Source organism: Streptomyces pratensis (genome assembly GCF_037137275.1).
GTDB lineage: Bacteria > Actinomycetota > Actinomycetes > Streptomycetales > Streptomycetaceae > Streptomyces > Streptomyces pratensis_B.
The window spans coordinates 79,181-102,939 of the sequence record NZ_JBBBEN010000075.1; the positions used below are offsets into that span (position 1 = coordinate 79,181).

Consider the following 23,759-nt stretch of genomic DNA (forward strand, 5'->3'; position numbering starts at 1 on the left):
TCGGCCCAAACTCGGGCATCCTGGAACTGTGTTCGGTGCTCACGCGTCAACGCGCGGGCAACGGCACCCGTCGGCCCGCACCGACGCCCCACCCGTACGACGGGCGGCCCTGCTCTTACGCGGGCTGCCCTGCCCGCCTCCGGGGCGCCCCACGGTCTGCCGCGCTCCGGTCAGGCAGCCCGCCCCCGCCACCCGCACGCAGGCGGGACGGCGGGGGCGGGACGACGGGGGCGGGGTCATCCGCGGCGGCGCGCCACCTCGTACAGCACGATGCCCGCCGCGACGCCGGCGTTGAGCGACTCCGCGCCGCCCGGCATCGAGATCCGGACCCGGTAGTCGCAGGTCTCGCCGACCAGGCGGCCCAGGCCCTTGCCCTCGCTGCCGATGACGATGACGACGGGGCCGTCCAGCGCCTCCAGGTCCTCCACCGTGTGCTCACCGTCGGCGGCCAGGCCGACGACGGTGAGGCCCGCCTTCTGGTATCCCTCCAGCGCGCGGGTCAGGTTGGTGACCCGGGAGACCGGGGTGCGGGCCGCCGTACCGGCCGAGGACTTCCACGCTCCGGCGGTCATGCCGGCCGCACGGCGCTCGGGCACGACCACGCCGTGGCCGCCGAACGCGGAGACCGAGCGGACGATCGCCCCGAGGTTGCGCGGGTCGGTCACCCCGTCGAGGGCCACGATCAGCGGGTCCTCGTTGTTGTCGTACGCCGCGGCGGTGAGGTCCTCCGGGTGCGCGTACTCGTAGGGCGGGACCTGGAGGACGAGGCCCTGGTGGTTCAGGCCGTTCGTCATCCGGTCCAGCTCGGGGCGCGGAGCCTCCATCAGGTTGATGTTGCCGCGGTCGCCCGCGAGCTTGAGGACGTCGCGGACGCGCTCGTCGTTGTCGATGTACTGCTGGACGTACAGCGTGACGGCGGGCACGCCGTCCCGCAGCGCCTCGAAGACCGGGTTGCGGCCGACGACCATCTCCGACGTGCCCTTGGCGCCGCCGCGCCGGGGGGCCGGGCGGCGGGCGGCCGCCTGCTTGGCCTGCGCGTTGGCCACACGGTTCTTCTTGTGTCCCTTGCGGGCGGAGGCGGGCGGCGTCGGTCCCTTGCCTTCGAGACCACGGCGTCGCTGGCCACCGCTGCCGACCTGCATGCCCTTCTTGTTGGACGTGCGGCGGTTCCTGCGTTGGCTGTTCCCGGCCATGATCTACCTGTTTCGTTGCTTTCAGACGTACGTATGTATAAGGGAAGTGTGCCGCCCGGTCCCCCGGGCAGCACGTCCGCACCGGGCGTGCCGGTGCCACGCGGGGGTGCTCAGCGCGCTCCGAGCGTCCACCGGGGGCCGGCGGGGCTGTCCTCGATGACGAGGCCCGACCGGGTGAGCTGGTCGCGGATGGCGTCGGCGGCGGCCCAGTCCTTGCGGGCGCGGGCCCCCTGCCGCTGGTCGAGGACGAGGCGGACGAGGGTGTCCACGACGCCGTGCAGGTCCTCGCCCCGGCTGTCCTCGCCCGCCCAGTGCGCGTCGAGCGGGTCGAGGCCCAGGACGCCGAGCATGGCCCGGACCTCGGCGAGGCGGGCGACGGCGGCGTCCTTGTCGTCGGCGGCCAGCGCGCTGTTGCCCTGGCGGACGGTGGTGTGGACGATCGCGAGGGCCTGCGGCACGCCCAGGTCCTCGTCCATGGCCTCGGCGAAGGCGGCCGGCACCTCGGCGGCCGGAGGGACCGTGTCCCCGGCCTGCTCGGTGACGCGCTGCACGAAGCCCTCGATCCGCGCGAACGCGGACTCGGCCTCGCGCAGGGCCTCCTCGCTGTACTCGATCATGGACCGGTAGTGCGGGGTGCCCAGGTAGTAGCGCAGGACGATCGGGCGCCAGTGCTTGACCATCTCGCTGACGAGGACGGAGTTGCCGAGCGACTTCGACATCTTCTCGCCGGACATGGTGACCCAGCCGTTGTGCACCCAGTAGTTCGCGAACGTGTCGCCGTACGCCTCCGCCTGGGCGATCTCGTTCTCGTGGTGCGGGAAGACCAGGTCGATGCCGCCGCCGTGGATGTCGAAGGCGCTGCCCAGATACTTGTGCGCCATCGCGGAGCACTCCAGGTGCCAGCCGGGACGGCCGCGGCCCCACGGGGTCTCCCAGCTCGGCTCGCCGGGCTTGGCCGCCTTCCACATGGCGAAGTCACGCTGGTCGCGCTTGCCGGTCTCGCCCTCGCCGGAGGGCTGGCGCAGATCGTCCAGCTCCTGGTTGGACAGCTTGAGATAGCCCGGCAGGGACCGCACGTCGAAGTAGACGTTGCCGTCGGACTCGTAGGCGTGGCCGCGCTCGATCAGACCGCGCATCATCTCGATCATCTCGGGGACGTGGCCGGTGGCACGGGGCTCGTAGGTGGGGGGCAGGCAGCCGAGCACGTCGTAACCCTCGTTGAACGCGCGCTCGTTCTCGTAGCCGATCGACCACCAGGGCCGGCCCTGCTCCGCGGCCTTCGCGATGATCTTGTCGTCGATGTCGGTGACGTTCCGGATGAACGTGACGTCGTAGCCGCGGTACGTGAACCAGCGGCGCATGATGTCGAAGTTCAGCCCCGAACGGATGTGGCCGATGTGCGGTGCCGCCTGGACGGTGGCGCCGCAGAGGTAGATCGAGACACAGCCCGCTGTGAGCGGGACGAAGTCACGAATCTGCCGGGCGCTGGTGTCGTGCAGGCGAAGAGTCACGCCTCAAGGGTAGTAGGCCGACACCAGTGCCCCGCGACCCCGGGGGATCACGGGGCACAACTTTCTGATACCGGGAGGCCCAGAACAGCCGTCACGGGCCGGCCGGGGACCCTCTAGAGGCTGCCGACGACCTTGCGCGGGGAGATCCGGACCACCACGCGCGGGGCGTCCTCGGCGGAGGCCGGGTTGAACTCGGCGTACGGCTTGCCGGAGTACTTCACGGACAGCTCGTCGATCAGCTCCTGCCCGCCCTCCGTCGTCAGCGTCGCCTCGCCCCGGATCTCCGCGTAGGTGTACGGGTTGTCGAAGGGCTGGACGACGACCGTGACCCGGGGGTCGCGCCGGAGGTTCCGCTCCTTGCGGCGACCGATGGTGGTGGAGATCAGGACGTCGTCACCGTCGCGCTTCACCCAGACCGGGGAGACCTGGGGGCTGCCGTCGGGCTGGATGGTGGCGATGTGGACGAAGACAGGGGTGTCGAGCAGGTTCTTGAGGTCGGTGGAGAGTGCGGCGGTCATGCGGACGTCCTCCTGGGGCTGCGTGCCGGGCCTGTCGTGGCGGCGGTCTGGGTGCTGCGGGTCAGCACTGTAGTGGCGGGGCGGGGCCGGTGATCGTCTCCGTGGCCGGTTCTGTGCTGTCTTCGGGCGCGAGGCGGGGGCCTTGCACCAGCGTCTCTGTGCGCGCTCTCCCCCGCCACTCTCACCTCCCCCGCCCGCCCCGGTCCATCTCCTTGCGCACCGTGGGGGCCGGTGCTCCCGTCGTGCCATGGCGAGTGCGGGCAGCACGAGCTGGTCGGGCCCGCCCCGGCAGCCCGGCAGGCGTCAGCAGGCCCGGCAGGCGTCAGCGGGCCCGGTAGACCAGGGCCGTCGCGATGCCCGCGATGCCCTCGCCACGCCCGGTGAACCCGAGCCCGTCCGACGTGGCGGCGGAGAGGGAGACCGGCGCGCCCACGGCGGCGGACAGCACCTTCTGCGCCTCTTCGCGCCGCTTGCCGATCTTCGGGCGGAGGCCGACGACCTGGACGGCGACGTTTCCGATCTCGAAGCCCTCCGCGCGGACGATCCGGGCGGCCTCCGTGAGCAGGGTGACCCCCGCGGCCCCCGACCACTTCGGGCGTCCGGTGCCGAAGTGCTGCCCCAGGTCGCCGAGGCCGGCCGCGGAGAAGAGCGCGTTGCAGGCGGCGTGCGCGACGACGTCAGCGTCGGAGTGACCGGCCAGACCGGGACCCTCGCCCTCCCACTTCAGCCCCCCGCACCACAGCTCACGGCCCTCCTCGAAGGCATGGATGTCGGTGCCGATGCCGACGAGGGGGATGACGGGGGCGGCCCCCGCCCCGGAGTTCTCAGAAACCATCGTTGGCCCTCCTGCGGGCGAGCACCGCTTCGGCCAGCACGAGATCGAGCGGCCGGGTCACCTTGAACGCCTCCTCGTGCCCGGGAACGACGACGACCGGCGCCCCGAGCCGCTCCACCATGCCCGCGTCGTCCGTGGCGCCCTCGCCGTCGACCGCGACCTCGGCGTGGGCCCGCACCAGCGTGGCCCGGTCGAAGCCCTGCGGCGTCTGGACCGCCCGCAGCCTGGCCCGTACGGGGGTGGCCAGCACCGGCTCGGGGTCCCCCGGAGCACCGGCGGGCTCGACCTCCTTCACGGTGTCGGCGAGGGGCAGCGCGGGGACGACGGCGGGCGCCCCGTTCCGTACGGCCTCGACCACCGCGTCGACCGTGTCGACCGGCACCAGGGGGCGAGCCGCGTCGTGGACCAGGACGACGGAGACGTCGTCGGGCAGCGCGTCGAGCCCCCGGCTCACGGACTCCTGACGGGTGTCACCGCCCGGCACCACCAGGTAGTCGGTGCGCTCGGGCAGCGCGTGCTCGTCGAGGAGGTGCTTCACCTCGGTGGCGCCGTCCGGGGGGGCGACGACCACGACGAGGGAGACCGTGCGGGCGGCGGCCATGGCACGGACCGCGTGGATCAGCATGGGGGTGCCGCCCAGGGCGCGAAGGGCCTTGGGCGCGCCCGGACCGAGCCGTACGCCCCGCCCGGCCGCGGGGATCACCGCGGCGGTACGGGGAGGGCGGGGCTGTTCGGACAGCGGTGACGACGATGACATCGGTTGCACTCCGAAGGTTCGCAGGTTCGAAGGTGAAGGTCCGAAGGTTCGGCAGGTTTGTTTCCACGCCCGGCGTGGGTAGGGGCCCATTCGAGCCGGGCGTGACGCCTTGACTTGAACCGGGCCCCTTCCGTGACACCCGGTCGAGCAAGTCGCGACGGCGGCTTGGAGACGTTTCGGACGAACGCTTCGGAGGAAGCGGTTCGAGCGAAGCGGCTGTACATGACGCGGCGCGCCACACGACGCGGCAGAGCAGAAGTCGTGAGGCGGTCGTGCCCACCGCCCGCGACGGCCTCCGCCGGCAGGGGCGCGTGCCGCGGTTTTCGGGCATTGAGCCAAAGTCCCCGTGCCTCGAAAGGCCACGAAGCCGTCCGCGCGACGGCCGTTCGCCGCCCGGCCGGTTCTCCGCGGCCCGTCCTCGCCGCGAGGGAGTGCACCGCGCTACAGGCTCGCAGTACCTGAGGGCCTGGGGCCGGACATGCCGCAGCGCCCGACGACGCAGCGTGAGAGCAGCTGGTCAGCGGGCACTGCGGCATGTTCATACGGCCGGTGCGATCGGCTTCAGGACGCGAGGACCTCGTCGAGCAGAGCCTCGGCCTTGTCCTCGTTCGTGTTCTCCGCGAGGGCGAGCTCGCTCACCAGGATCTGGCGCGCCTTGGCGAGCATGCGCTTCTCTCCGGCGGAGAGACCCCGCTCACGCTCACGACGCCACAGGTCACGCACCACTTCGGCGACCTTGATGACATCGCCGGAGGCGAGCTTTTCGAGATTTGCCTTGTAACGCCGGGACCAGTTCGTCGGCTCTTCGGCATACGGCGCGCGCAGCACCTCGAAGACCCGGTCCAGCCCGTCCTGCCCGACCACGTCGCGCACGCCTACGAACTCCGCATTGTCCGCCGGCACACGAACCGTCAAGTCGCCCTGGGCGACCTTGAGCACCAAGTAGGTCTTGTCCACGCCTTTGATCTGGCGAGTTTCGATAGCCTCGATCAGCGCGGCCCCGTGATGGGGATAGACCACGGTGTCGCCAACCTTGAACGTCATGTGACAGGTACCCCTTCCGTGGCTATCCAGAGTAACACGAGAACTGCATCTCCTGAATGGCGTTTTCGCAGGTCAGGGCATATCTCGGGGCTTGACAACAGCGACACGTACGTGCTGCGGGAGGCTTCCGGAAGGCGGTATTCGCAGGTGGGAGCCACTGTGCGCCCGACCTCAAACGCCTCCGTCACACGGCCCGGAAGTCTCACAGAAGAGGCCGAAAGTCCCGTTTTGTCGGCTTCTTGACGGCGCGTTTTCCCCACTCCGTTCGGTGATCGCTCACCCGTACGAGCGTAACTGTCGGACCGCAATGAAATTGATCAAGCCATGTGCGCCGCGGCGTCTTTCCGCCAGGAACGCGGAAGAGGCAAGAACACGGGAAGCGGCGAAGCAGGGAAGCGGGGGAATGCGCCACGTCCGCAGGGCACGCCCGGAAGAGGCCCGGAACGCGCGCGGAAGGCAGGGCGTGAAGACACGGCCGGAAGGCACGACAGGAAGAATTGATCACGCGGATTATGTGAACGGCACATGGCATACCGACGCGCCGCATCCCTGACCGGCCACCCGCCCCTGCCGCAAGCCCCGGCCGCACGCTTCTCCGGCGGACTCCGGGCTGCGGCGGCCTTCGCGGCCCCGGGCGGGCCGAGGCGCTCCGAGGCCGCCCCCCGCCCTTCCGTGCGCTCCTCGGGGAAGTGACGGAGCGCATAGGGGCGGGTCGGGTGCAGGGCGGGAGCGGCGGCTCGGTAGCCTAAAGCCGCTGACACGCCCTGAGAGCGGCTTCACGTCACTCCTTCCGCCGCCGCTCCCGGGAGAGTCGGCACGACGTGGAGCCGGAGCACCACCAGCAGCACCACCGCTCAACGCACGACGTCCGAAGCCCGCAGTCCGATCGTTCAAGGAGTTGCCGCCGCCGTGAGCCGCAGCCTTCGACACGGCGCTCTCGCCGCCACTGCCCTCGCATTCTCGATCGTCTCGCTGTCCGCCTGCGGTGCGGGCAACGACGCGCAGACGCTGAAGGTCAGGCCGGACAACGCGGCCACCTCAGTGGGCACCATCAAGGTCCAGAACGCGAACGTCATCACGCAGTCCGAGGACGACGCGAAGGGCCCCGCCGTCGTCACCGCGACCCTGTTCAACGACGGCACGCAGGAAGAGGTCCTGGAGGCCGTCACGCTGCCCGGCAGCGACGCCCAGGTGAAGCTCCAGGCCGCCGATGGCAAGGGCCCCATCGAGATCCCGCCCGGCGGCCAGGTCATCATCGGCGGCGAGGGCAACGCGGCCGCCGTGATCGAGGACGGCCACGAGGCCGTGAACACCGGCGGCGTGCAGCAGGTCGTCTTCAAGCTGAGCCGGACCGGCGACGTCGGCCTCGGGGCCGGCGTCTTCCCGGCGAAGGGCCCCTTCGAGGACTTCGGTCCCAGCCCGCAGGCCGAGGCCCCCGCCCAGGAGCCGAGCGGGGACGCGGAGTCCTCCGCCACGCCCGAGGGCGAGACGCCCGGCGCGGCGGCGGACCCGGCGGCCGGCTCGGGTGTCGAGGGCGGCGAGGGCGACACGGCCACGCAGGGCGCAGGCGACTCCGCGTCGCAGCCGGCGGCCCACTGACCGGACCGGAGCGCGTCGATCGCCGTACGGGCGAAGCGCACGCGCACACCGCACGCCGAAGGGCGCCTCCCGGCCGGGAGGCGCCCTTCGTGTCGTACGGACCCGGCGCGGTGGCCCTGCGGCGGACCGGTGGGGCCGCCGTACGGGCTCGCACGAACCGTCGCGTCCCGGCGAGGCCGGTGCGCGGGTCGTACGGCGGCCCCGTGCGACCCGTCGCCACGGCAGCGGGCAGATGCGGCCTACGGCTCGAACTTGTATCCGAGGCCCCGCACCGTGACGAGGTAACGCGGTGCGCCGGGGTCGGGCTCGATCTTGGCGCGCAGGCGCTTCACGTGGACGTCGAGGGTCTTGGTGTCGCCGACGTAATCGGCTCCCCAGACCCGGTCGATGAGCTGCATCCGGGTCAGCACGCGGCCCGCGTTGCGCAGGAGCATCTCCAGCAGGTCGAACTCCTTGAGCGGCAGGTCGACCTTGCCGCCGGAGACGGTGACGACGTGCCGGTCCACGTCCATCCGGACCGGCCCCGCCTCCAGGGCCGCCGGCGTGACCTCCTCCGGCTCGCCGCGGCGGCGCAGGACCGCGCGGATGCGGGCGACGAGCTCCCGGGAGGAGAAGGGCTTGGTGACGTAGTCGTCGGCTCCTATCTCCAGCCCGACCACCTTGTCGATCTCGCTGTCCTTCGCGGTGACCATGATCACGGGAACGTTGGAGCGGCTGCGGAGCTGGCGGCACACCTCGGTGCCGGGCAGACCGGGCAGCATCAGGTCGAGCAGGACCAGGTCCGCGCCGTTGCGCTCGAACTCGTCCAGGCCGTCGGGGCCGGTCGCCGCGATGGCGACCTCGAAGCCTTCCTTGCGCAGCATGTAGGACAGGACGTCGCTGAAGGATTCCTCATCCTCGACGACAAGCACTCGGGTCACGGAAGAGCCTCCGGGGCAGGGAAGGGATCAAAGGTGTCGGTCTCGTACGGCCCCTCGTCGTCGCCGTTGACGATAAGCGGTCCGCCGGTGGTGCGCTCCCTCACGACGCCCGATTCGGGCAGCCGGAGAGTGAAGGTGGAGCCCTGGCCCTCGGAGCTCCAGACGGTGACCTCCCCGCCGTGCGAGGCGGCCACGTGTTTGACGATGGCGAGGCCGAGACCGGTGCCACCGGTGGCGCGCGAGCGGGCCGGATCGACGCGGTAGAACCGCTCGAAGACCCGTTCGCGGTCTTTCTCGGAGATGCCGATCCCCTGGTCGGTGACGGCTATCTCGATGAGGTCCCCGCCCGGGGCGGTCATACGGCGTGCGGCGATGCCGACGCGGGTACGGGCGGGGCTGTAGTTGACGGCGTTCTCGACGAGGTTGCCGAGGGCCGCGGCGAGCTGACTCCGGTTGCCCCAGACCGTGAGGTCCTCGGCGCCGCCGGAGGCGATGGTGATCTGTTTCGAACCGGCCTGCTGGCGGCAGCGGTCGACGGCCTCGGCGACCAGCGTCTCCACCTTGACCGGCTCGGCGTCCTCCAGCGGGTCGTCGTTCTGCACCCGGGACAGGTCGATGAGCTCCTGGACGAGGTTGGTCAGCCGGGTCGCCTCGATCTGCATCCGCCCGGCGAACCGCTCCACCGCCTCCGGGTCGTCGGAGGCGTCCATGACCGCCTCCGAGAGCAGGGAGAGCGCTCCCGTCGGAGTCTTGAGCTCATGGCTGACGTTGGCGACGAAGTCGCGCCGGACCGCTTCGATCCGGCGGGCCTCCGTGAGGTCCTCGACCAGCAGCAGCACCAGCCGCGAGCCCAGCGGGGCGACCCGCGCTGATACGGCCAGCGCCTCGCCCCGGCCGGTCCCGCGCCGCGGCAGGTCCAGCTCACCCTGTCGTATCTCGCCGTCCCGCCGGGTGTCCCGGGCCATGGTGAGCATCGGTTCGACGGCCAGCCGGCCGCCTCTGACCAGTCCCAGTGCATACGCCGCCGAGCTGGCCTTCACCACGCTGTCGCTCTCGTCGAGCACGACGGCCGAGGAGCTGAGCACGGAGAGGACGGTGTCCACTCCGGGGGGAAGAGCCGCGTTGCCGTCCGGCCGCAGCGAGGTGCGCGTGGGCCGTTTCAGGTCGCGCTCGCTCCAGCGGAACGCCAGCATGGCGATCACACCGGTGCACAGCCCGGCGATCGCTGCAGCTGCGGCGACCGCCGCGTTCACGTCCATGCTTCAAGGTTATGCGGGTGCGACGACACCCTCCCAGCCATCCGAGTGCCATCTCGAACACTCGTCGCCCAGAGTTCACCGCAGGGATGGGGCCGGTTCATTTATGGGGTTGGATACGGACGCGTTCCGGCCGCACCGTGGGACCGTGGGGGTCGGTCCGAGACCCCGGCCTCAGTTGGAACTGGAGAGGGACACCCATGCGCGACGCTTACCACGAGGAACTCGATTCGATCGGAGAGAGCCTGGTCGAGATGGCCCGGCTGGTCGGCTCGGCGATCGGCCGGGCGACCACGTCCATGCTCGACGCCGACCTGACACTGGCGGAGAACGTGATCGCCGGCGACCAGAAGGTCGACGACCTCCAGCACGACCTGGAGGCCCGCGCCATCGCGCTCCTCGCCCGCCAGCAGCCGGTCGCGACCGACCTGCGCATCGTGGTGACCTCGCTGCGGATGAGCGCCGACCTGGAGCGCTCCGGCGACCTCGCCCAGCACGTCGCGAAGCTGGCCAGGCTGCGCTTCCCGCAGTCGGCGGTCCCGCGCGACCTGCACGCGACCATCCTGGAGATGGGCCAGCTCGCGCAGCGCCTGATGGCCAAGGCGGCCGAGGTCATCATCACCAAGGACGTCGATCTGGCCCTCCAGCTGGAGCAGGACGACGACGAGATGGACCTGCTGCACCGCACGCTCTTCCAGCACCTGATGGACGACCGCTGGAAGCACGGGATCGAGACGGCCGTCGACGTGACGCTGCTGGGCCGCTACTACGAGCGCTTCGCCGACCACGCGGTCTCGGTCGCCAAGCGCGTGGTCTACCTGGTGACGGGTGAGCACGCCGACGAGATCCAGGCGGCGGCCCCGGTCGAGGGAGCGTAACGGGCGGCCGCCGGGCACGGGTCCGTACGCCCCAGCGCATCGACGGCGCACGCGGGTAGCACATACGTTCCTGCGCGCGTGCGCCGTTGATGCGCCCACCGGGATGGGCATGCAATGGGGCGGGGGCGGGCCGCCGACACCGTACGTCCGTCCCCGGCGTGCGGCCGTGGGCCGTGCGTCACCGGCGTACGAGCACTCCTCGTGCGTCACCGGCGGCGGACACCTCGCGTCCGCCGCCCAGCCGTACGCCCCTGAGGAGGGACCATGGCCGATTCCCCCATGACCGAACCCCAGCAGGAGACCCCGACCGAGGTGGTGCGCCTGACCGTGCTCGGCGCCTGCGGCTGCGGCTCGGGCTGCGGGTGCGGCTGCCAGTCCGGTGCGCCGTGCCAGTGCGGCGGCTGCTCCGGCTGACCGCCCGGCACAGCGCGGACGGCGCCGGCCCGGACCACCCCCCGGGCAGACGCCGTCCGCCGCCGTACCGCCGCGCCCCGGCCATCGACCGCGCCGCCTTCCTCGGCGCCGCGCCGCATCCCCGGCGCCCCGCCGCCCCACCGCCGGGGAGGAGTCAGACGGCCCGCTCCACCGCAGGGGGCGTCCTTGGCGCCGGCTCCGCCAGGTCCACACCTGCCTCGACCGGCGCCGGGGCGGGCTCGGGCGCCGCCGCGGCCTCCGCTCCGAAGACCTCCTCGCGGGGCAGGTTGCGCATCAGCAGCCAGTAGCCCAGGCCCGCGACCGTGCCGATCACCGCGCAGGCGCCCCAGAGCCAGGCAGCGCCGTAGTGGTCGATCACGAAGCCGGACATGAGCGGCGCGACAAGCGCGGCGACCGCCCAGGACATCGTGTAGACACCCTGGTAGCGGCCGCGGCCCTGAGCGGGCGACAGCTGCACGACCAGTCCCGTCTGGGTCGGCGCGTTCACGATCTCGGCCAGGGTCCAGACGCACACCGTCAGGGCGTACACGGCGACCGACCCGGCGAACGCGGTCAGCCCGAACCCGTACCCGGCGAGCAGCGACGAGATGATCAGCAGCCGGCGCGGGTCGCGGTGCTGGATGAACCGGGTGACCGGGATCTGGAGCGCCACGATCAGCACTCCGTTGACCGCGATGGCCGTACCGAAGTCGGAACTGGACAGCCCGTCCGCGCCCATCGCCACCGGCAGTCCCACATACCCCTGCTGGAAGATCAACGCCACCAGGAACGACAGCCCGACGACCCCCATGAAGCGCCCGTCGCGCAGCACCGTGCCGAGCCGCACTTCGTCCTTGGGCCGCTTTCCGCCGAGGGACTTCACGGGCGCCTGCTCGGGCCGCGACTCCGGCACCTTCACGAAGACGAGGACCGCGCAGACGAGGGTCATCAGGGCCTCGACAAGGAAGCCGGCGCGATAGCTGTACTCGGCGATGAACCCGGCCCCGGCGGAGGAGATCGCGAAGCCCAGGTTGACGGCCCAGTAGTTCAAGGAGAAGGCCCTGACCCGGTCCTTCGGGGGCACGATGTCCGCCATCATCGCCTGGACGGCGGGGCGCGAGGCGTTGCTCGCCATGCCGACGAGGAAGGCCACGGCCGCGATGGCGAACGGGTGCTCCATGAAACCGAGCACCGCCACGGACACCGCGGTGGAGACCTGCGCGATCAGCATGGTGGGACGCCGCCCGATCCGGTCGGTCATCACCCCCGCGCCGAGCGAGGAGACGACCCCGCCGAGCCCGTGGAGCGCGGCGACGAGCCCGGCGTACGAGGCCGAGTAGCCCCGGTCCAGGGTCAGGTAGAGCGCCATGAACGTCGCGACGAACCCGCCGAGGCGGTTGACCAGCGTGCTGGTCCACAGCCACCAGAACTCACGGGGCAGCCCGGAGACGGTCTCCCGGACGGCTGTTCGCAGACCGGCGACAGACATAGAGATCCCCCCACGGGACGTACGGAACGAGCGCCGCGGGTAAGACTCCCTACGACCTGACGAACATTACGAAGCCCGGAGCCCCGCCCGCCACCGGATTGACGCCCACCGTCAATCGTCCCGCCGCCGGGCCTGCGGGGCGTGCGCGTGTCCGCGTTGCGGGCGGTCGCGCGGAGGCCGCACGGGTTCGATTACGCTCGGACTCATGGCCGACGCACCGTACAAGCTGATCCTCCTCCGCCACGGCGAGAGCGAGTGGAACGCGAAGAACCTGTTCACCGGTTGGGTGGACGTCAACCTCACCGAGAAGGGCGAGAAGGAAGCAGTCCGCGGCGGTGAGCTGCTCAAGGACGCCGGTCTGCTTCCCGACGTCCTGCACACCTCCCTCCAGCGCCGCGCGATCCGCACCGCCCAGCTGGCCCTGGAGTCCGCGGACCGCCTCTGGGTCCCCGTCCGCCGCTCCTGGCGTCTGAACGAGCGCCACTACGGGGCGCTCCAGGGCAAGGACAAGGCCCAGACGCTCGCCGAGTTCGGCGAGGAGCAGTTCATGCTGTGGCGCCGCTCCTACGACACCCCGCCGCCGCCGCTGGCCCGTGACGCGGAGTACTCCCAGTTCGAGGACCCGCGCTACGCGACCCTCCCCCCGGAGCTGCGCCCGGACACGGAGTGCCTGAAGGACGTCGTCGTCCGCATGCTCCCGTACTGGTTCGACAGCATCGTCCCGGACCTCCTCACCGGCCGCACGGTCCTGGTCGCCGCCCACGGCAACAGCCTCCGCGCCCTGGTGAAGCACCTGGACGGCATCTCGGACGAGGACATCGCGGGCCTCAACATCCCGACCGGCATCCCGCTCTCCTACGAGCTCGACGCCGACTTCAAGCCGCTGAACCCGGGCGGCACGTATCTCGACCCGGATGCGGCGAAGGCGGCCATCGAGGCCGTGAAGAACCAGGGCAAGAAGAAGTAGGTTTCCTGATCATGCCCCCGACCTGCGCATACGGCGCGGGGCGGGGGCATTTTCACGACCTGGGCCCACTGTGGGACCTCAACGCGGCGAATCCTGCGGCGGCCGGAGTGCCTGCCCGAGTGCCTTCCGGGCCCGGTCCCGGCTGCTCGGCATGAGGTGCGCGTACACCTTCAGCGTCAGGCCGGGGTCGGAGTGCCCGAGGTACTCACTGACGGCCTTGATGCTCTCCCCCGCGTCCAGCAGAACGGACGCGTAGAAGTGCCTCAGCGCGTGCATGCCGTGCTCCCGGGCAGCCGTGTGCTCCCGACTCTTGGCCTTCGGGATGACACCGACGGCGGCCAGGGCAGGCTTCCAGTGGTCCTCATTGAGTGAGGTGCGCCAGACGTGCCCGCCGTTGGGCCCGGTGAAGATCAGACGCTTGGTCACCCGCCGGCCGTTCGCGCGCATCCACGGCAGCGTGATCTCAACGGGCGGGAAGCGCTTGATGTGCTCCTTGAGGGCTTCGGCTACGGGCTCGGGAAGCGGGACATCGCGGAGCTTGCCGCCCTTCGGCGGTGCGAACACGGGCTTGCTCAGACTGAGTTTGAGCTGCTGCACCACGTGCAGGATGCCGCTGTCGAGGTCCAGCTCGTCCACGGACAGTCCGAGGATCTCGCCCTGCCGGAGGCCGCACCCGGCACCCATGTCGACCATGGGTCGGAAGCGCTCGGCCAGGGCACCTCGCATGGCGAAAACGCGGTCCGGCTGCCACGGGACAACTCGGCGGGTCCCCATTTCCGGGAGTGTCACCGTTCGCGAGTGGCAGGGGTTCCGGCGAAGGTAGCCGTCTTCGACAGCGGCGGAGAGGATGGCGCGGACGTTGGAGAAGATCACACGCGCGTAAGCGCCGGACATGCCGGACTCTTCGAGCTGCGTCACGAACTCCCGCATGTGGCTGGGCTGGAAGGAACCCAAGGGTCGGGTCCCAATGCGCGGGAAGGCGTGCAACTTGAGCTGAGACTGCATCGATGCCCGGGTGTTCGGGTCCCCGCTCTGGCTCGCAAGCCAGCCTTCAGCAAACTCCTGGAACGACTTCCGGGACGCGTTCGGGTCGATGTAGTCGCCGCGGACCACGTCCGCCGTGACCTTGCTCAGCCACTGCTCGGCGAGCCGCTTCTGTCCGTCGGGGAAGGACTTTCCCTTGCGCTTTCCGTCGGGCGCAAAGTAGCGGGCCCGGTAGCGCAGGCCGGACCCGTAGCGCTCGGTCTTAACGCGGACGGTCTTGCCGTCGGCGTTGGTCTCGGTCTTGAACCAGCGGTCTTGGATGCTGCCTGCCATCGGAGGCGAGTCCCTTCTCGACATGGATCAGGGGTGGCCGGTGACCGGCCACCCCTGGCGGTGCGTATGGCTGCGTCAGGCCGCGACGCGGCCGATGTTCTTGAGCTGAATGACGTAGGCCTGCACTTCGGCAGGGTCGTAGCGCACGTGCTTGCCGATGCGGAAGCCGGGAGGCCCGGTGCGCTTCCTGCGCCACTGGTAGACGGTTTCGAGGGGCACACCGAAGATCTCGGCGATGTCGCCCGGGGTGAGGTAGCGGTCGGGGAGGCCGCCCCGGAGGGTGGCTCGGGGGTCGGTCTCGGGGGTGCGCTTGGGTGCCACGGGGACTCCTCGGGGCAGCGGTGTTGGCGAATGTGTCCGAGGCTGTGATTTCTGCGTCACCACGTCATCCGCGTCACTCTTGGCCGTTGACCTGCGGTGACGTGGTGACGCAGCCAGTTGGAGGTGCGTCACCGGTGACGCAGACGTGCGTCATAGCGCGGTGCGGGGTGACGCAGATGACGCGGGGTGACGCAGCCGAAGCCGTCCTGCGTCACCTCGATAACCGCAGCTCAGGGGCAGTTTCGGGCTCCATGGTGACGCGGGTGACGCAGCCTTCCCTTTCTTAAGAAAAAAGAGAGGGGGTGTCTCTTGTGGTGTGGTGCTGCTTCGGGAGTGAAGTGGGGAGCCGCTTCGCGGCGCGACCCTTGGGCGGCGTTCCGCCGAACAGCAAGAGGAGCACGCCCCCCGTTTGGGCGCTGGTGCTCCTCTTGCTTGTCCGTACCCCGGTCTCCGGTGAGGGTCAGAACGACTGCTGCTCGTGGGGCGGCAGGGCCGGACGTCGGGTCATTTCGACGTACCGGCCTTCCTTGGTGCGGCCCCAATCGACGAGGACGCCCCGGGCGGCGAGGGTGGGCTGAAGGCGCTTGAGACGGTCGGAGAGGACTTTCCCGGTGGTGGGCCACCCTTTGGGCAGGGGGCGGAAGTCGTCGCCGCTGTAGAGGCCGCTGAGGAGGTGCAGCCACTCCGAGGACGTCATCCGCGCCTCGGTCCCGGGGTCGAGGCCGGCGGCGTGCTTGAGGACGGTCTGCGCGAGCAGGTCGCCCTCGATGACGTCGTCGTTAAGCTCATCCAGGCTGCTCCGGTACGCGGGGAGCGTGCCGAACCCGGTTGCGGCGTCGATCTGCGCGCACAGGTGCGCGAAGTCCGCCATCCGCAGATCACTCGGGATGTCCGTCTCGGTCGCCCTCACCTTGACCGTGAGGTCGAGGAGGGAGCCGAGGATGACGGGCAGGGCCGCTTCGAACTCCCGCCAGAGTTCCGCTTCGGTCCGCCGCACGCTCGGGCGTTCCAGCCGCAGCGGCAGAAGACGTTCGGCGAGGTCGGGGCGGATGACGCCGACGTCGATTCCGGTCAGCAGGAGCGGGCGGCGGTAGCGGGAGCGGACCACGTCGCCATCGCTGAACAAGGCGCGCTTGATGCTTTCGGCTCCGGTGACGATGCAGCACATCAGGTCGGACAGGTCCGGGGCCAGGTGGGAGAGGTTGTCGAGGGCGGTGACCCATCCGGCGGCGACGGCCGTGATCAGGTTCTCCTCATCCTTCGGGGCCCGGCGGAGGTCTCCGGTCATGCCCTCGATGATCCGCACCAGCATCCGGCCGGCCGTCGACTTCCCCGCGCCCTGCGGTCCGGTGAGGAAGGGGGCCGGGACGGGGACGGAGGGGCCGAGGCAGCCGACGAGCCAGGCCAGGGCCAGGCTCTCCGTCTCGGCGGTGGCGAAGTTCGTCAGCCGCAACAGGCTGTCGATGCCCTTGCCCTCGGTGTCCCGGGCGGGCATCGGGAGTTCGCCGGTGAGCTGGGTACGCCGCCAGCACACCTCACGCGGGTCCGGCACGAGGACGTCCCACCCATTGGGGTGGATGCGGACGGACTGCCCGTCGTCGCGGCCCAGGTCCAGCCACGTCGCCCCGTCGAACCCGGGCGCGACACGGATGTGGGTGGGCTGCACGTCCTGACTCAGTGCGAGTGCTTCGATCAAGTCCAACGCCTCCTTGAGCGACGTCCCGTTGAAGACGCCGACCCCGTCGTTGAAAAGGTCGACCATGAGTTCCTGCCGGTGGCTGCCCGTGGTGCCCTGGGAGCGGATGGGGCGGGCCACGGGGTGGCCGATGCGCTGGGCGTAGACGGTTCCCTCGGTCGTGCGGAAGTACCGGAAGTGCGACTGCGCGTACTCGGTGATGACCTCACGCGCCGGAGTCTTCTCGTCCTCGGACATGTCACATCCCCAAAGCAGTACGGGCGTTGGACCACGCATCCGTGCAGTGCCGGGCGCTCTCGCCCTTCGTCTGGGCGGCGGCGAACAGCCGTGCGGCGTGGGCGTCGGTGAGGCAGCCGCACCGGCCGTGGGCGGACAGCACCGCGAGGAACGTGCGGTAGACCGTTGCGTGCACGGCGCTGCTCGCCTCGGTGATCCGCTGCTCAGCCATCGCGATGCCGCGCTCCAAGTAGGCGGGCGTGCGGTGACGGCATTCCCCGCCCCCGGCCGGTACAGGCGCGGTGACGGGCCGGACCGGCGACGGCTTATCGACGATCAGTGCCCGCACAGCGTCGGGCAGGACCGTCATGGAGCCGGTGCCAGGTCCGAGCCACCGGGCGTAGACCATGGTCGACTTGATGTCGACGCCGTTGCGCACCGCGTTCGCGGAGGGCATCGCGCCCCGGTAGATCCAGTGCTCACCGCGCGTCGTCGGCACGGTCCGCGTGGTGGGGAGCGTCCGGTGGGCCCACGCGACCGCGTCGGCGTGGTCCAGGTCGACGACGGTCAGCCCGATACCGCCGGGGTGGTAGGCCACAGCCGCCGCGTGCTTCCACACCGGCGCCCATGCGGGCCCGGTGAGGGTGTCGGGGTCGGTGGTGGCGGCGGCCCAGGCGTGACAGGGGCGCGGGCAGTCGCACGGTCCGGGGGTCTTCATGTTCGGCCGGCCGCCGCAGGCGTTGTCACGGCAGGCCCGGCAGTTCCCGAACGGGACCTTCCCGGCCCGCAGCGGCAGCGCGGGGACGCCCCGACCGGCAAGGTCGACGGCGTTGCGAAGGTGGGCGTTCACGCGGCCACCCCCACCGGGCGGACAGCGGCGAGCAGGGCGCGGCCGATGTGCTCGGAGAACGCCGGCGGGATCGCCTCGGTCAGCTCCTCGCGCACCTCGGTCCACGTGATGCCCATAGCGGTCTGCATCTCGGGAACGGTGGCCTTGCCGCCCCCGGCCCCGTAGGCGGCGACATAGGGGCCGTCGCGGTAGACGCCGTGCCGGTGACCGCGCACGTACCCCCTGTGCTTCGGGTGCGCCGGCTGCGGCATCGTCCAGCCGCCCAGCTCGAAGTTGCGGTGCCGCAGGACACCGAGCCCGAACATCTCCCCGCACAGCCACACGTCCCGCCGGACGGGGGCTTTCCCGTTGGGCTGCTCGATGACGTAGGGCAGGCCGGTGGCGTCCAGCAGGGTACGCAGTTCGGGGATGAGCTGGACGTGTTCGCGTCCCCAGCCGCGCGCCTTGTTGGTGCCGATGGTCAGCGCGCATCCGGCCTGGCAGGGCGGGGAGGTGTGCACGGCGGCGAACCGGCCGATCCCCCCGGACGCGATCAGGGCGGCGAGGTATTCAAGCGCTTCGGCCCGGACGAACGTGAAGGGGTAGTTCGGGCGGTCGACGATGTCGACGCCGATGACGTCGAACCCGGCGCGGTGGTAGCCGGTGGCCGCGCCACCGGCGCAGCAGAAAAGGTCGAGGAGTAACGGACGAGCCGGGGCATGGTCTCGCCGGATGGGGGTGGGTTGGGTCATGCTGGAGTCCTCCAGTTCGTTGTGCTGGATCACGAGGGCGGCCCCGGTCTTTGGCGAGAGGGGGGCCGCCCTTGGCGTTGCGTGGAGTGGGTGCTCAGGCGGCTTGCTGGCCGGGCAGGATGCGCCCGTCAGCGGTGCGCTGAAGGGCCCCCGACGCGGTGAGTGCTTTGATCTCGCGGGAGACGGTGCCCTTGTTCAGGCCCGTCGCGTCGGCCACTTCCTTGGCCGTTCGGGAGCCCGCCTGTACCGCGCCCAGCACCTTGTCCCGGTTGGACGCGATCCCGGACGGGGCGGTGTTCTTGACCAGCCGCAACGGTGCCGGGGCCGCCTGACCGGTGGGGTTGCCGGGGGCCCAGATGGATTTGGGCAGGGCGCGGACGCCGGTGTCGTCCAGGGTCCAGGTGCGCAGCATGCGCGGCCCGTAGCCCTTGAGGTAGCCGTGCCCCCGGTACTCACGCCCGTCGGGGATCTGATGGGGTGCGTAGTGGGCGCAGTCGTCCAGGGCGACCTGCGCCTGTGTCGTGCCGGCCACCCGCAGAGAGAAGCGGGTGAGCAGGTTCGGGGCGATCAGCTTGTGCACGCCCGGGGCGGCCCCGTCGGTCAGCGGGTACTGCGTGGCCCACCACAGAACCACCCCGCGCGAACGGCCCAGCGAGGACAGTTCGATGAGCCGCTGAAGCCGGTCCTTGTCCCGCTGGATCAGGGCGAGGATGACCTGTCCTTCGTCGATGACGACGGTGAGCTGTCGGCCGTCCCAGACGCTGATGCCGCGCTTCTTCATGTCGTGCTTGCGGCGGGTCATCTCCGCATGCCCGTCGTCCACGGTGGCGGTGATCTCGTCGGCCTCCACGGCGACGCGGCAGACGCTCTCCCAGATGTTGGCCTCTTCGCCCTTCCCATCGATCAGGACCACATCACCGCGCAGGTGGGCGGTCGCGATCAGCGGGCGGAACGACCATGACTTGCCCGTTCCGGACGCACCGGAGACCAACAGCCGCTCATCGAACGGAACCAGCGCCTCGTCCCCGGTCTCGGTGTCCAGGCCCAGACTCATCATCAGCGGGTCCGTGGGGATGCGGTCGGGGGTCCACAGCGAGGAGACGCCCGCGGCTGCCGACCGCGTCGCCAACGACACCACCGCCCACCCACCACGCGAAGCCGACGTGATCCGGACCCGCAGTGCGGTGCGGGCCCCGAGCAGCGCCCGGACCGAGTCGGCCTTGTCGGACAGTGTCTTGACGGTCCAGGTGCCGTCGAGTCGGATCTCGCAGCGGATACCGCCCGGCTCCATCGTGGGCGGGGTGGTGACGGTGCCGGACAGGCCACGGTCCGGGGCGTGCTCCACCCAGTAGGCAGGGTCGAGGCGCTCCATGAGCTGGCGCTCCTCCAGGGACAGCGACTCATCCACCACCACCCGCGCCCGACGACGGCCGAGCCCGAGAGCGGCGGCGTTCGCCCCGATCAGCAGCGCGGACGTGGTGGCCGGCCAGAGCGTGAGGTGCTGGGCGGACATGAGCGCGGTCGCGATGGCACTGGGCACGGCGTGGACGGAATGCGCCTGGATCGCGCGGGCCTTGAGCGTGGTCGGGTAGTTCACCCGCGCCTCCTTGAGCTTGGCCCGGGTGTCCCGCTCATGCGACGACGCCGCCTTCGTCGCGACGCGTGCGGCGCGGCGGGACGCGGCGAACGGGTTGCTCGACCCGGCGCGTGCGGTGGTCTTCTGCGCCCTGGCCGTGGAGAGGGTGGAGCGGGCGGCGTTGTGCTCCTTCTGCGCGGCCATGAGCGCCTTCAGGTGCTCGGGGGTGCGGAGCTTGGTGCGGCGATCGGCCTCCAGGTCCCAGCGCACCGCGAACGGCACGAACACCGGGGAGAGCGAATCGAGTGCCGTGGTGGTGGTGTTGGTGGTGGTCGTCCATGCTTGCTTCCAGTCCACGAGAGTCCTCCAAGACCGTGGATAAGGGCCGGTGCGCCGTTGCGTGGCGACACCGGCCCGCCCTAGTTGCACGGGTGGCCACTGCTGGTTGCGTCAACAGCGGCGGTTGAACCCCCGCAACCGGCCCTGACCTGCAAAGTTGCAGAGTTGAGCCGATGGCGGGGTGGGGGCCCTACGCGCCCGCGCGCGTAGGGCGGTCGAAAATGGGGCCGTGCAACCCCCTGGCAGGCCCCTGGGTGGCCGTCCAGGGGGCCGGGGGTCAAACCCCATCTGTGAGGGGGTGCGGCCCGCTGGTGGGGCGCTGGGCGGTTTCAGTGGGTGGAGCGGCCGAACCACCGGTTGTGGACCGTGGTGTGATGCACCGTCGCGGGTCGCCCGCCACCGAGAACGGTGGGGGCGATGCGGGAGGCGACGACGGCGATGGCGGCCCACATCACGAGCGACCCGAGACCGGCGGCGGCGCTCACGAGCTGACCGGCACCGAGGAGAAGCTGACCGGCCCCCCACCCGGCACCACCGGCGAGCAGTCCGCCGGCGGCGATGCGCTGGGCGCGCGGGTCGAACAACGGCTGCGGAGTCAGGTCACGCGGCTGGTAGACGCCGGGGGCGGTGGGCAGGTGCTCGCGGAGCACGGCCACCATGACCCCCTCCGGGCCCGGGACGTAAACGACCGTCCCCGTCTCCTCGGCGTGGAGCTGCACCGTGCCGGTGGTGGGGGTGGCCGGTGCGGTGGGCCAGCCCGGCAGGACGTGTTCGGTGGGCGTCATGGGGGCGTGTCCTTCCTGTTCGGCGGGGTGTCGTGGCAGGTGACGCACATGCCGAGCGAGCGCGGGATGCAGTACCCGGCATCGGCCCGGCAGGTGGGGCAGGTGCGACGGGCGAGCATCGCCGCAGCGAGCGCGGCGGCGCGGGCCGGGGTCATGGGGCGTACGGGCTTGGCCCGGTCGACCCGGTAGAGGTAGGCGACCAGCGGCCCACGGCGACGCCGGGGCCGGTGGACTTCCGCGACGACGTCCTGACCACCCGGCCGCAGCCCCAGCGCGCGGAGCTGACGGCGGGTGGCCAACCCGTCCGGGGCGAGACGCCACCGGTAGCAAGGCAGCGCGGTCACGACGACGCGCCCTCAAGGACGAGGCCGGTGCCGTCGCGGTGTTCCTGGTAGCGGGCGGAGACCCACCCGGTCGACCAGCCGCACAGTTCCGCAGCCGCCCGGACGGGCAGCCCTTCGCCGAAGGAGGCGTGGACGACGAGCCGGGCCTTGTCCTCGGGCAGCTTCTCGTTCACCGGACCAGCGGCCAGGAGCGCCGCGCGTTCACGGGCCTCACGCTCAGCCCGCTCCTGCTGCTGCCGGCGGGCCTCCTGCTCGCGCTCCAACCGGTCCCGCTCACGACGCTGTGCAGCCTCGCGTTCAAGGCGTTCACGCTCGGCCTGCTGCTGTTCACGCATCTGCTCACGGTGTTCACGGGCCTCACGCTCGGCCCGCTCACGCGCCTCCGCCCGCTCGCGCTCCTCACGCCGCGCCGCGTCCTCGCGGGCGGTCTGTTCACGGGCGATCAGCGCTTCATGCTCACGCTGTTCACGCGCCAACTGGGCTGCGTGCTCCCGCTCCTCACGCTGCCGCCGCTCCTGCGCCTCACGCCGCTCAGCAGCGGCCCGCTCACGCTCGGCGCGCTCGGCCTTGAGCTGGGTTTCACGGGCGCTCTGGGCGGCGGTGATGGCCCGCCGGTAGGCGAGGCCGGTCTCTGCGGTGACGATCAGAAGGAGCGGTGCGACCGCGTGGACAGCGGCCCCGACCAGGTCCTTCTTCAACGCGGAGTCGGCCACGTTCAGGGCCAGGGTCATGGCTCCGGTCATCCACCGCAGGGCGATGGGCCACCGGCCACCGTGCCCGCCCAGAGTGGCCAGGACCGAGTCCAGGCGGACCACGATGACGACCGCCGCGTCCACGACGAGAGGGAGGATCGGGGCCGTCCACTCCCACCCCTTGGGGCTGTGGCGCTCCATCAGCGGGGTGACCGTGAGGATGGAGAACAGCATCGCCCCGCCCACGATCAGCCACGTGCCGACCGACAGGGCGCGTTCCGCTGAACGGATCTGAACAGCGTTCACGACGCCACCCCCACACCTGCAACGGGCGCCGGGATCGCGGCGTAGCCGACCAGGCGCAGCCGGATTCCCGTGAACACGGCGTGAGCGTCCAGGACGCGGGTGGTGCCTCGGCTCTGAACGCCGTGAACAACGGCCCAGGGGTCGATGCCCAGGGCCTCACGCCACGCCTCGAACACGGCCAGGTCGTTGTGCGCCGACAGCTCCACCTGATCCGGGAAGATGGTGGAGACGTGGACGTCGACGGCCGGCAGATCCGGGAACCGAGCCATCAGCGACGCCAGGACGGTGACCGCAGCGGACAGCCCGCTCATCGTCGGCGCGCTCATACCGCACCGCCCGACGACGTCACCGCGGAACGGTCGGCCACCAGGCGGACGGGGATCTTGGCGAACATCCGCCGCCGGGGTGCGGGGGTGGCGTCCCACTTCCACTCGGCACCGTCCCGGGCCGCGTAGCCGAGAGCGGCCAGGACGGCCGCCCGCTCGGGGACGGTCGGGACGGGCTCGGCGCGGTTGAAGCCGTGGACCGGCCACTCTCGCGGCTCGTAGCCGGTCAGGACGAACAGCTTCCAGGTCCCGGACGCGTCCAGGACCATGCGGGCCTCGGGAAGCAGGGACATCACGCCACCTCCCCAGCGGTGGCGGTGTTCGCCAGGGCCCGGCGGGCGGCCAGCACCCGCCGGCGGGCCCTGCGGATACGCCGCTCGTCCAGCTCGGTCGGGGTGCGGTCGATGGTCATGATCTGCGCGTCCAGCAGGTCGACGTCCGCCAGGATCAGCGGCATCTCCCGGTCGATCGCGTCCAGCTCCGCGTCCGACGGCTCACCCTCGAACGGGGCGGCGGCCGTAACGGCCGCCTGAAGTGCTGCGATGCTCCTCATGGGTCTGTTCCTCTCAGGAAGGAACGGCTCAACACGAACCCCCGGAGTTGCTGCTCCGGGGGTTCTCGCCGTTGGAACCAGGAACCGGCTCCCCTCAGCCCCGCCCGTACGACCCCAGAGGGGCGGACGGGCGGGGGAGGCAACCGGCCGCAGCGGTCATGGGCACTGCGGATGGTCTTGACGTGCAGATGTCTCCTTCGGGAACACGAGCTCCCGTGTAGGCGTATGGAGACGCGACCTTTCGGTCTAAGCCCTCCGGTTGACCAGGGATCCGGGACCCTCGGCCCGATCTGTCCCGGGCCCCTTCACTCCAGGCAGCCCTGAAC

At 71.0% G+C, this 23,759-nt stretch carries 25 protein-coding genes; 4 read left to right on the forward strand and 21 right to left on the reverse strand.

Translation table 11 applies throughout. The annotated features are described in order from the left end of the window. Positions 1–236: 236 nt before the first annotated feature. The 6 genes from rlmB to V9U70_RS08480 form a co-directional block, all read right to left on the reverse strand. Entirely contained in the window at positions 237–1,193 is a 957-nt protein-coding gene (gene rlmB, locus V9U70_RS08455; protein ID WP_336673855.1) for a 23S rRNA (guanosine(2251)-2'-O)-methyltransferase RlmB, read from the reverse strand. A 110-nt stretch (positions 1,194–1,303) separates the two neighbouring features. Next, positions 1,304–2,704, reverse strand: coding sequence for a cysteine--tRNA ligase (gene cysS / locus V9U70_RS08460; protein ID WP_336673856.1), 1,401 nt, complete (start codon positions 2,702–2,704; stop codon positions 1,304–1,306). A gap of 113 nt (positions 2,705–2,817) precedes the next feature. Beyond that, a complete protein-coding gene (locus V9U70_RS08465) occupies positions 2,818–3,222 on the reverse strand; it encodes a PPOX class F420-dependent oxidoreductase (protein WP_336673857.1) in 405 nt (134 codons plus the stop codon). Between the two features lie 322 nt (positions 3,223–3,544). Continuing rightward, positions 3,545–4,057 carry a 2-C-methyl-D-erythritol 2,4-cyclodiphosphate synthase gene (gene ispF, locus V9U70_RS08470; RefSeq protein ID WP_336673858.1) on the reverse strand — a complete coding sequence of 171 codons (513 nt, stop codon included), beginning with the start codon at positions 4,055–4,057 and terminating at the stop codon, positions 3,545–3,547. After that, positions 4,047–4,814 (reverse strand): 2-C-methyl-D-erythritol 4-phosphate cytidylyltransferase, encoded by a 768-nt coding sequence (ispD, locus tag V9U70_RS08475; protein WP_336673859.1) that lies wholly within the window; start codon positions 4,812–4,814, stop codon positions 4,047–4,049. The genes ispF and ispD overlap by 11 nt, the downstream gene beginning before the upstream one ends. Before the next feature lie 561 nt (positions 4,815–5,375). Continuing rightward, complete coding sequence (locus V9U70_RS08480; protein ID WP_003953493.1) at positions 5,376–5,858, reverse strand: CarD family transcriptional regulator; 483 nt, start codon at positions 5,856–5,858, stop codon at positions 5,376–5,378. Between the two features lie 909 nt (positions 5,859–6,767). Between V9U70_RS08480 and V9U70_RS08485 the strand changes: the two genes are divergently transcribed. Continuing rightward, positions 6,768–7,457 carry a DUF461 domain-containing protein gene (locus V9U70_RS08485; RefSeq protein ID WP_336673860.1) on the forward strand — a complete coding sequence of 230 codons (690 nt, stop codon included), beginning with the start codon at positions 6,768–6,770 and terminating at the stop codon, positions 7,455–7,457. Between the two features lie 239 nt (positions 7,458–7,696). Here V9U70_RS08485 and phoP read toward each other — a convergent pair whose 3' ends face one another. Both phoP and phoR read right to left on the reverse strand, forming a co-directional pair. Beyond that, a complete protein-coding gene (gene phoP, locus V9U70_RS08490; protein ID WP_473828692.1) occupies positions 7,697–8,368 on the reverse strand; it encodes a two-component system response regulator PhoP in 672 nt (223 codons plus the stop codon). A gap of 5 nt (positions 8,369–8,373) precedes the next feature. Beyond that, complete coding sequence (gene phoR, locus V9U70_RS08495; protein ID WP_336673862.1) at positions 8,374–9,636, reverse strand: two-component system sensor histidine kinase PhoR; 1,263 nt, start codon at positions 9,634–9,636, stop codon at positions 8,374–8,376. A gap of 197 nt (positions 9,637–9,833) precedes the next feature. On the opposite strand from phoR, the gene phoU reads away from it, so the two are divergent. Together phoU and V9U70_RS08505 are read left to right on the forward strand one after the other, a co-directional pair. Next, a complete protein-coding gene (gene phoU, locus V9U70_RS08500) occupies positions 9,834–10,511 on the forward strand; it encodes a phosphate signaling complex protein PhoU (RefSeq protein ID WP_336673863.1) in 678 nt (225 codons plus the stop codon). Between the two features lie 264 nt (positions 10,512–10,775). Further along, complete coding sequence (locus V9U70_RS08505) at positions 10,776–10,925, forward strand: hypothetical protein (protein ID WP_336673864.1); 150 nt, start codon at positions 10,776–10,778, stop codon at positions 10,923–10,925. Positions 10,926–11,079: 154 nt separating this feature from the next. Here the strand turns inward: V9U70_RS08505 and V9U70_RS08510 are convergent, their stop codons facing one another. Beyond that, the gene (locus V9U70_RS08510) at positions 11,080–12,414 is read right to left on the reverse strand and encodes an MDR family MFS transporter (RefSeq protein ID WP_336673865.1); all 1,335 of its coding nucleotides are present in this window, start codon (positions 12,412–12,414) and stop codon (positions 11,080–11,082) included. 205 nt (positions 12,415–12,619) lie between these two features. On the opposite strand from V9U70_RS08510, the gene V9U70_RS08515 reads away from it, so the two are divergent. Beyond that, positions 12,620–13,381 (forward strand): phosphoglyceromutase, encoded by a 762-nt coding sequence (locus V9U70_RS08515; RefSeq protein ID WP_336673866.1) that lies wholly within the window; start codon positions 12,620–12,622, stop codon positions 13,379–13,381. A gap of 78 nt (positions 13,382–13,459) precedes the next feature. On the opposite strand, the gene V9U70_RS08520 is transcribed toward V9U70_RS08515, so the two are convergent. The 12 genes from V9U70_RS08520 to V9U70_RS08575 all read right to left on the reverse strand — a co-directional run bounded on the left by V9U70_RS08520 (position 13,460) and on the right by V9U70_RS08575 (position 23,433). Continuing rightward, positions 13,460–14,698: a tyrosine-type recombinase/integrase gene (locus V9U70_RS08520; protein ID WP_336673867.1), complete on the reverse strand. Its 1,239-nt coding sequence runs from the start codon at positions 14,696–14,698 to the stop codon at positions 13,460–13,462. Positions 14,699–14,773: 75 nt separating this feature from the next. Further along, on the reverse strand, positions 14,774–15,019 hold the full coding sequence (locus V9U70_RS08525) for a helix-turn-helix domain-containing protein (RefSeq protein WP_336673868.1): 246 nt from the start codon (positions 15,017–15,019) through the stop codon (positions 14,774–14,776). Between the two features lie 460 nt (positions 15,020–15,479). Beyond that, positions 15,480–16,952, reverse strand: coding sequence for an ATP-binding protein (locus tag V9U70_RS08530; RefSeq protein ID WP_336673869.1), 1,473 nt, complete (start codon positions 16,950–16,952; stop codon positions 15,480–15,482). A gap of 1 nt (position 16,953) precedes the next feature. Continuing rightward, positions 16,954–17,781, reverse strand: a complete 828-nt coding sequence (locus V9U70_RS08535; RefSeq protein ID WP_336673870.1) for a bifunctional DNA primase/polymerase — start codon at positions 17,779–17,781, stop codon at positions 16,954–16,956. Further along, a complete protein-coding gene (locus V9U70_RS08540; RefSeq protein WP_336673871.1) occupies positions 17,778–18,512 on the reverse strand; it encodes a DNA cytosine methyltransferase in 735 nt (244 codons plus the stop codon). The genes V9U70_RS08535 and V9U70_RS08540 overlap by 4 nt, the downstream gene beginning before the upstream one ends. Positions 18,513–18,606: 94 nt before the next feature. Then, on the reverse strand, positions 18,607–20,445 hold the full coding sequence (locus V9U70_RS08545) for an ATP-binding protein (protein ID WP_336673872.1): 1,839 nt from the start codon (positions 20,443–20,445) through the stop codon (positions 18,607–18,609). Between the two features lie 311 nt (positions 20,446–20,756). Next, the gene (locus V9U70_RS08550) at positions 20,757–21,212 is read right to left on the reverse strand and encodes a hypothetical protein (RefSeq protein WP_336673873.1); all 456 of its coding nucleotides are present in this window, start codon (positions 21,210–21,212) and stop codon (positions 20,757–20,759) included. Next, positions 21,209–21,556 carry an RRQRL motif-containing zinc-binding protein gene (locus V9U70_RS08555; RefSeq protein ID WP_336673874.1) on the reverse strand — a complete coding sequence of 116 codons (348 nt, stop codon included), beginning with the start codon at positions 21,554–21,556 and terminating at the stop codon, positions 21,209–21,211. Before V9U70_RS08555 ends, V9U70_RS08550 begins: the two co-directional genes overlap by 4 nt. After that, positions 21,553–22,554 (reverse strand): DUF2637 domain-containing protein, encoded by a 1,002-nt coding sequence (locus V9U70_RS08560; RefSeq protein WP_336673875.1) that lies wholly within the window; start codon positions 22,552–22,554, stop codon positions 21,553–21,555. The genes V9U70_RS08555 and V9U70_RS08560 overlap by 4 nt, the downstream gene beginning before the upstream one ends. After that, complete coding sequence (locus V9U70_RS08565) at positions 22,551–22,880, reverse strand: hypothetical protein (protein WP_336673876.1); 330 nt, start codon at positions 22,878–22,880, stop codon at positions 22,551–22,553. Before V9U70_RS08565 ends, V9U70_RS08560 begins: the two co-directional genes overlap by 4 nt. After that, the gene (locus V9U70_RS08570) at positions 22,877–23,173 is read right to left on the reverse strand and encodes a DUF6303 family protein (protein ID WP_336673877.1); all 297 of its coding nucleotides are present in this window, start codon (positions 23,171–23,173) and stop codon (positions 22,877–22,879) included. Before V9U70_RS08570 ends, V9U70_RS08565 begins: the two co-directional genes overlap by 4 nt. Continuing rightward, positions 23,173–23,433, reverse strand: coding sequence for a DUF6284 family protein (locus V9U70_RS08575; protein WP_336673878.1), 261 nt, complete (start codon positions 23,431–23,433; stop codon positions 23,173–23,175). Before V9U70_RS08575 ends, V9U70_RS08570 begins: the two co-directional genes overlap by 1 nt. Positions 23,434–23,759 lie beyond the last annotated feature (326 nt).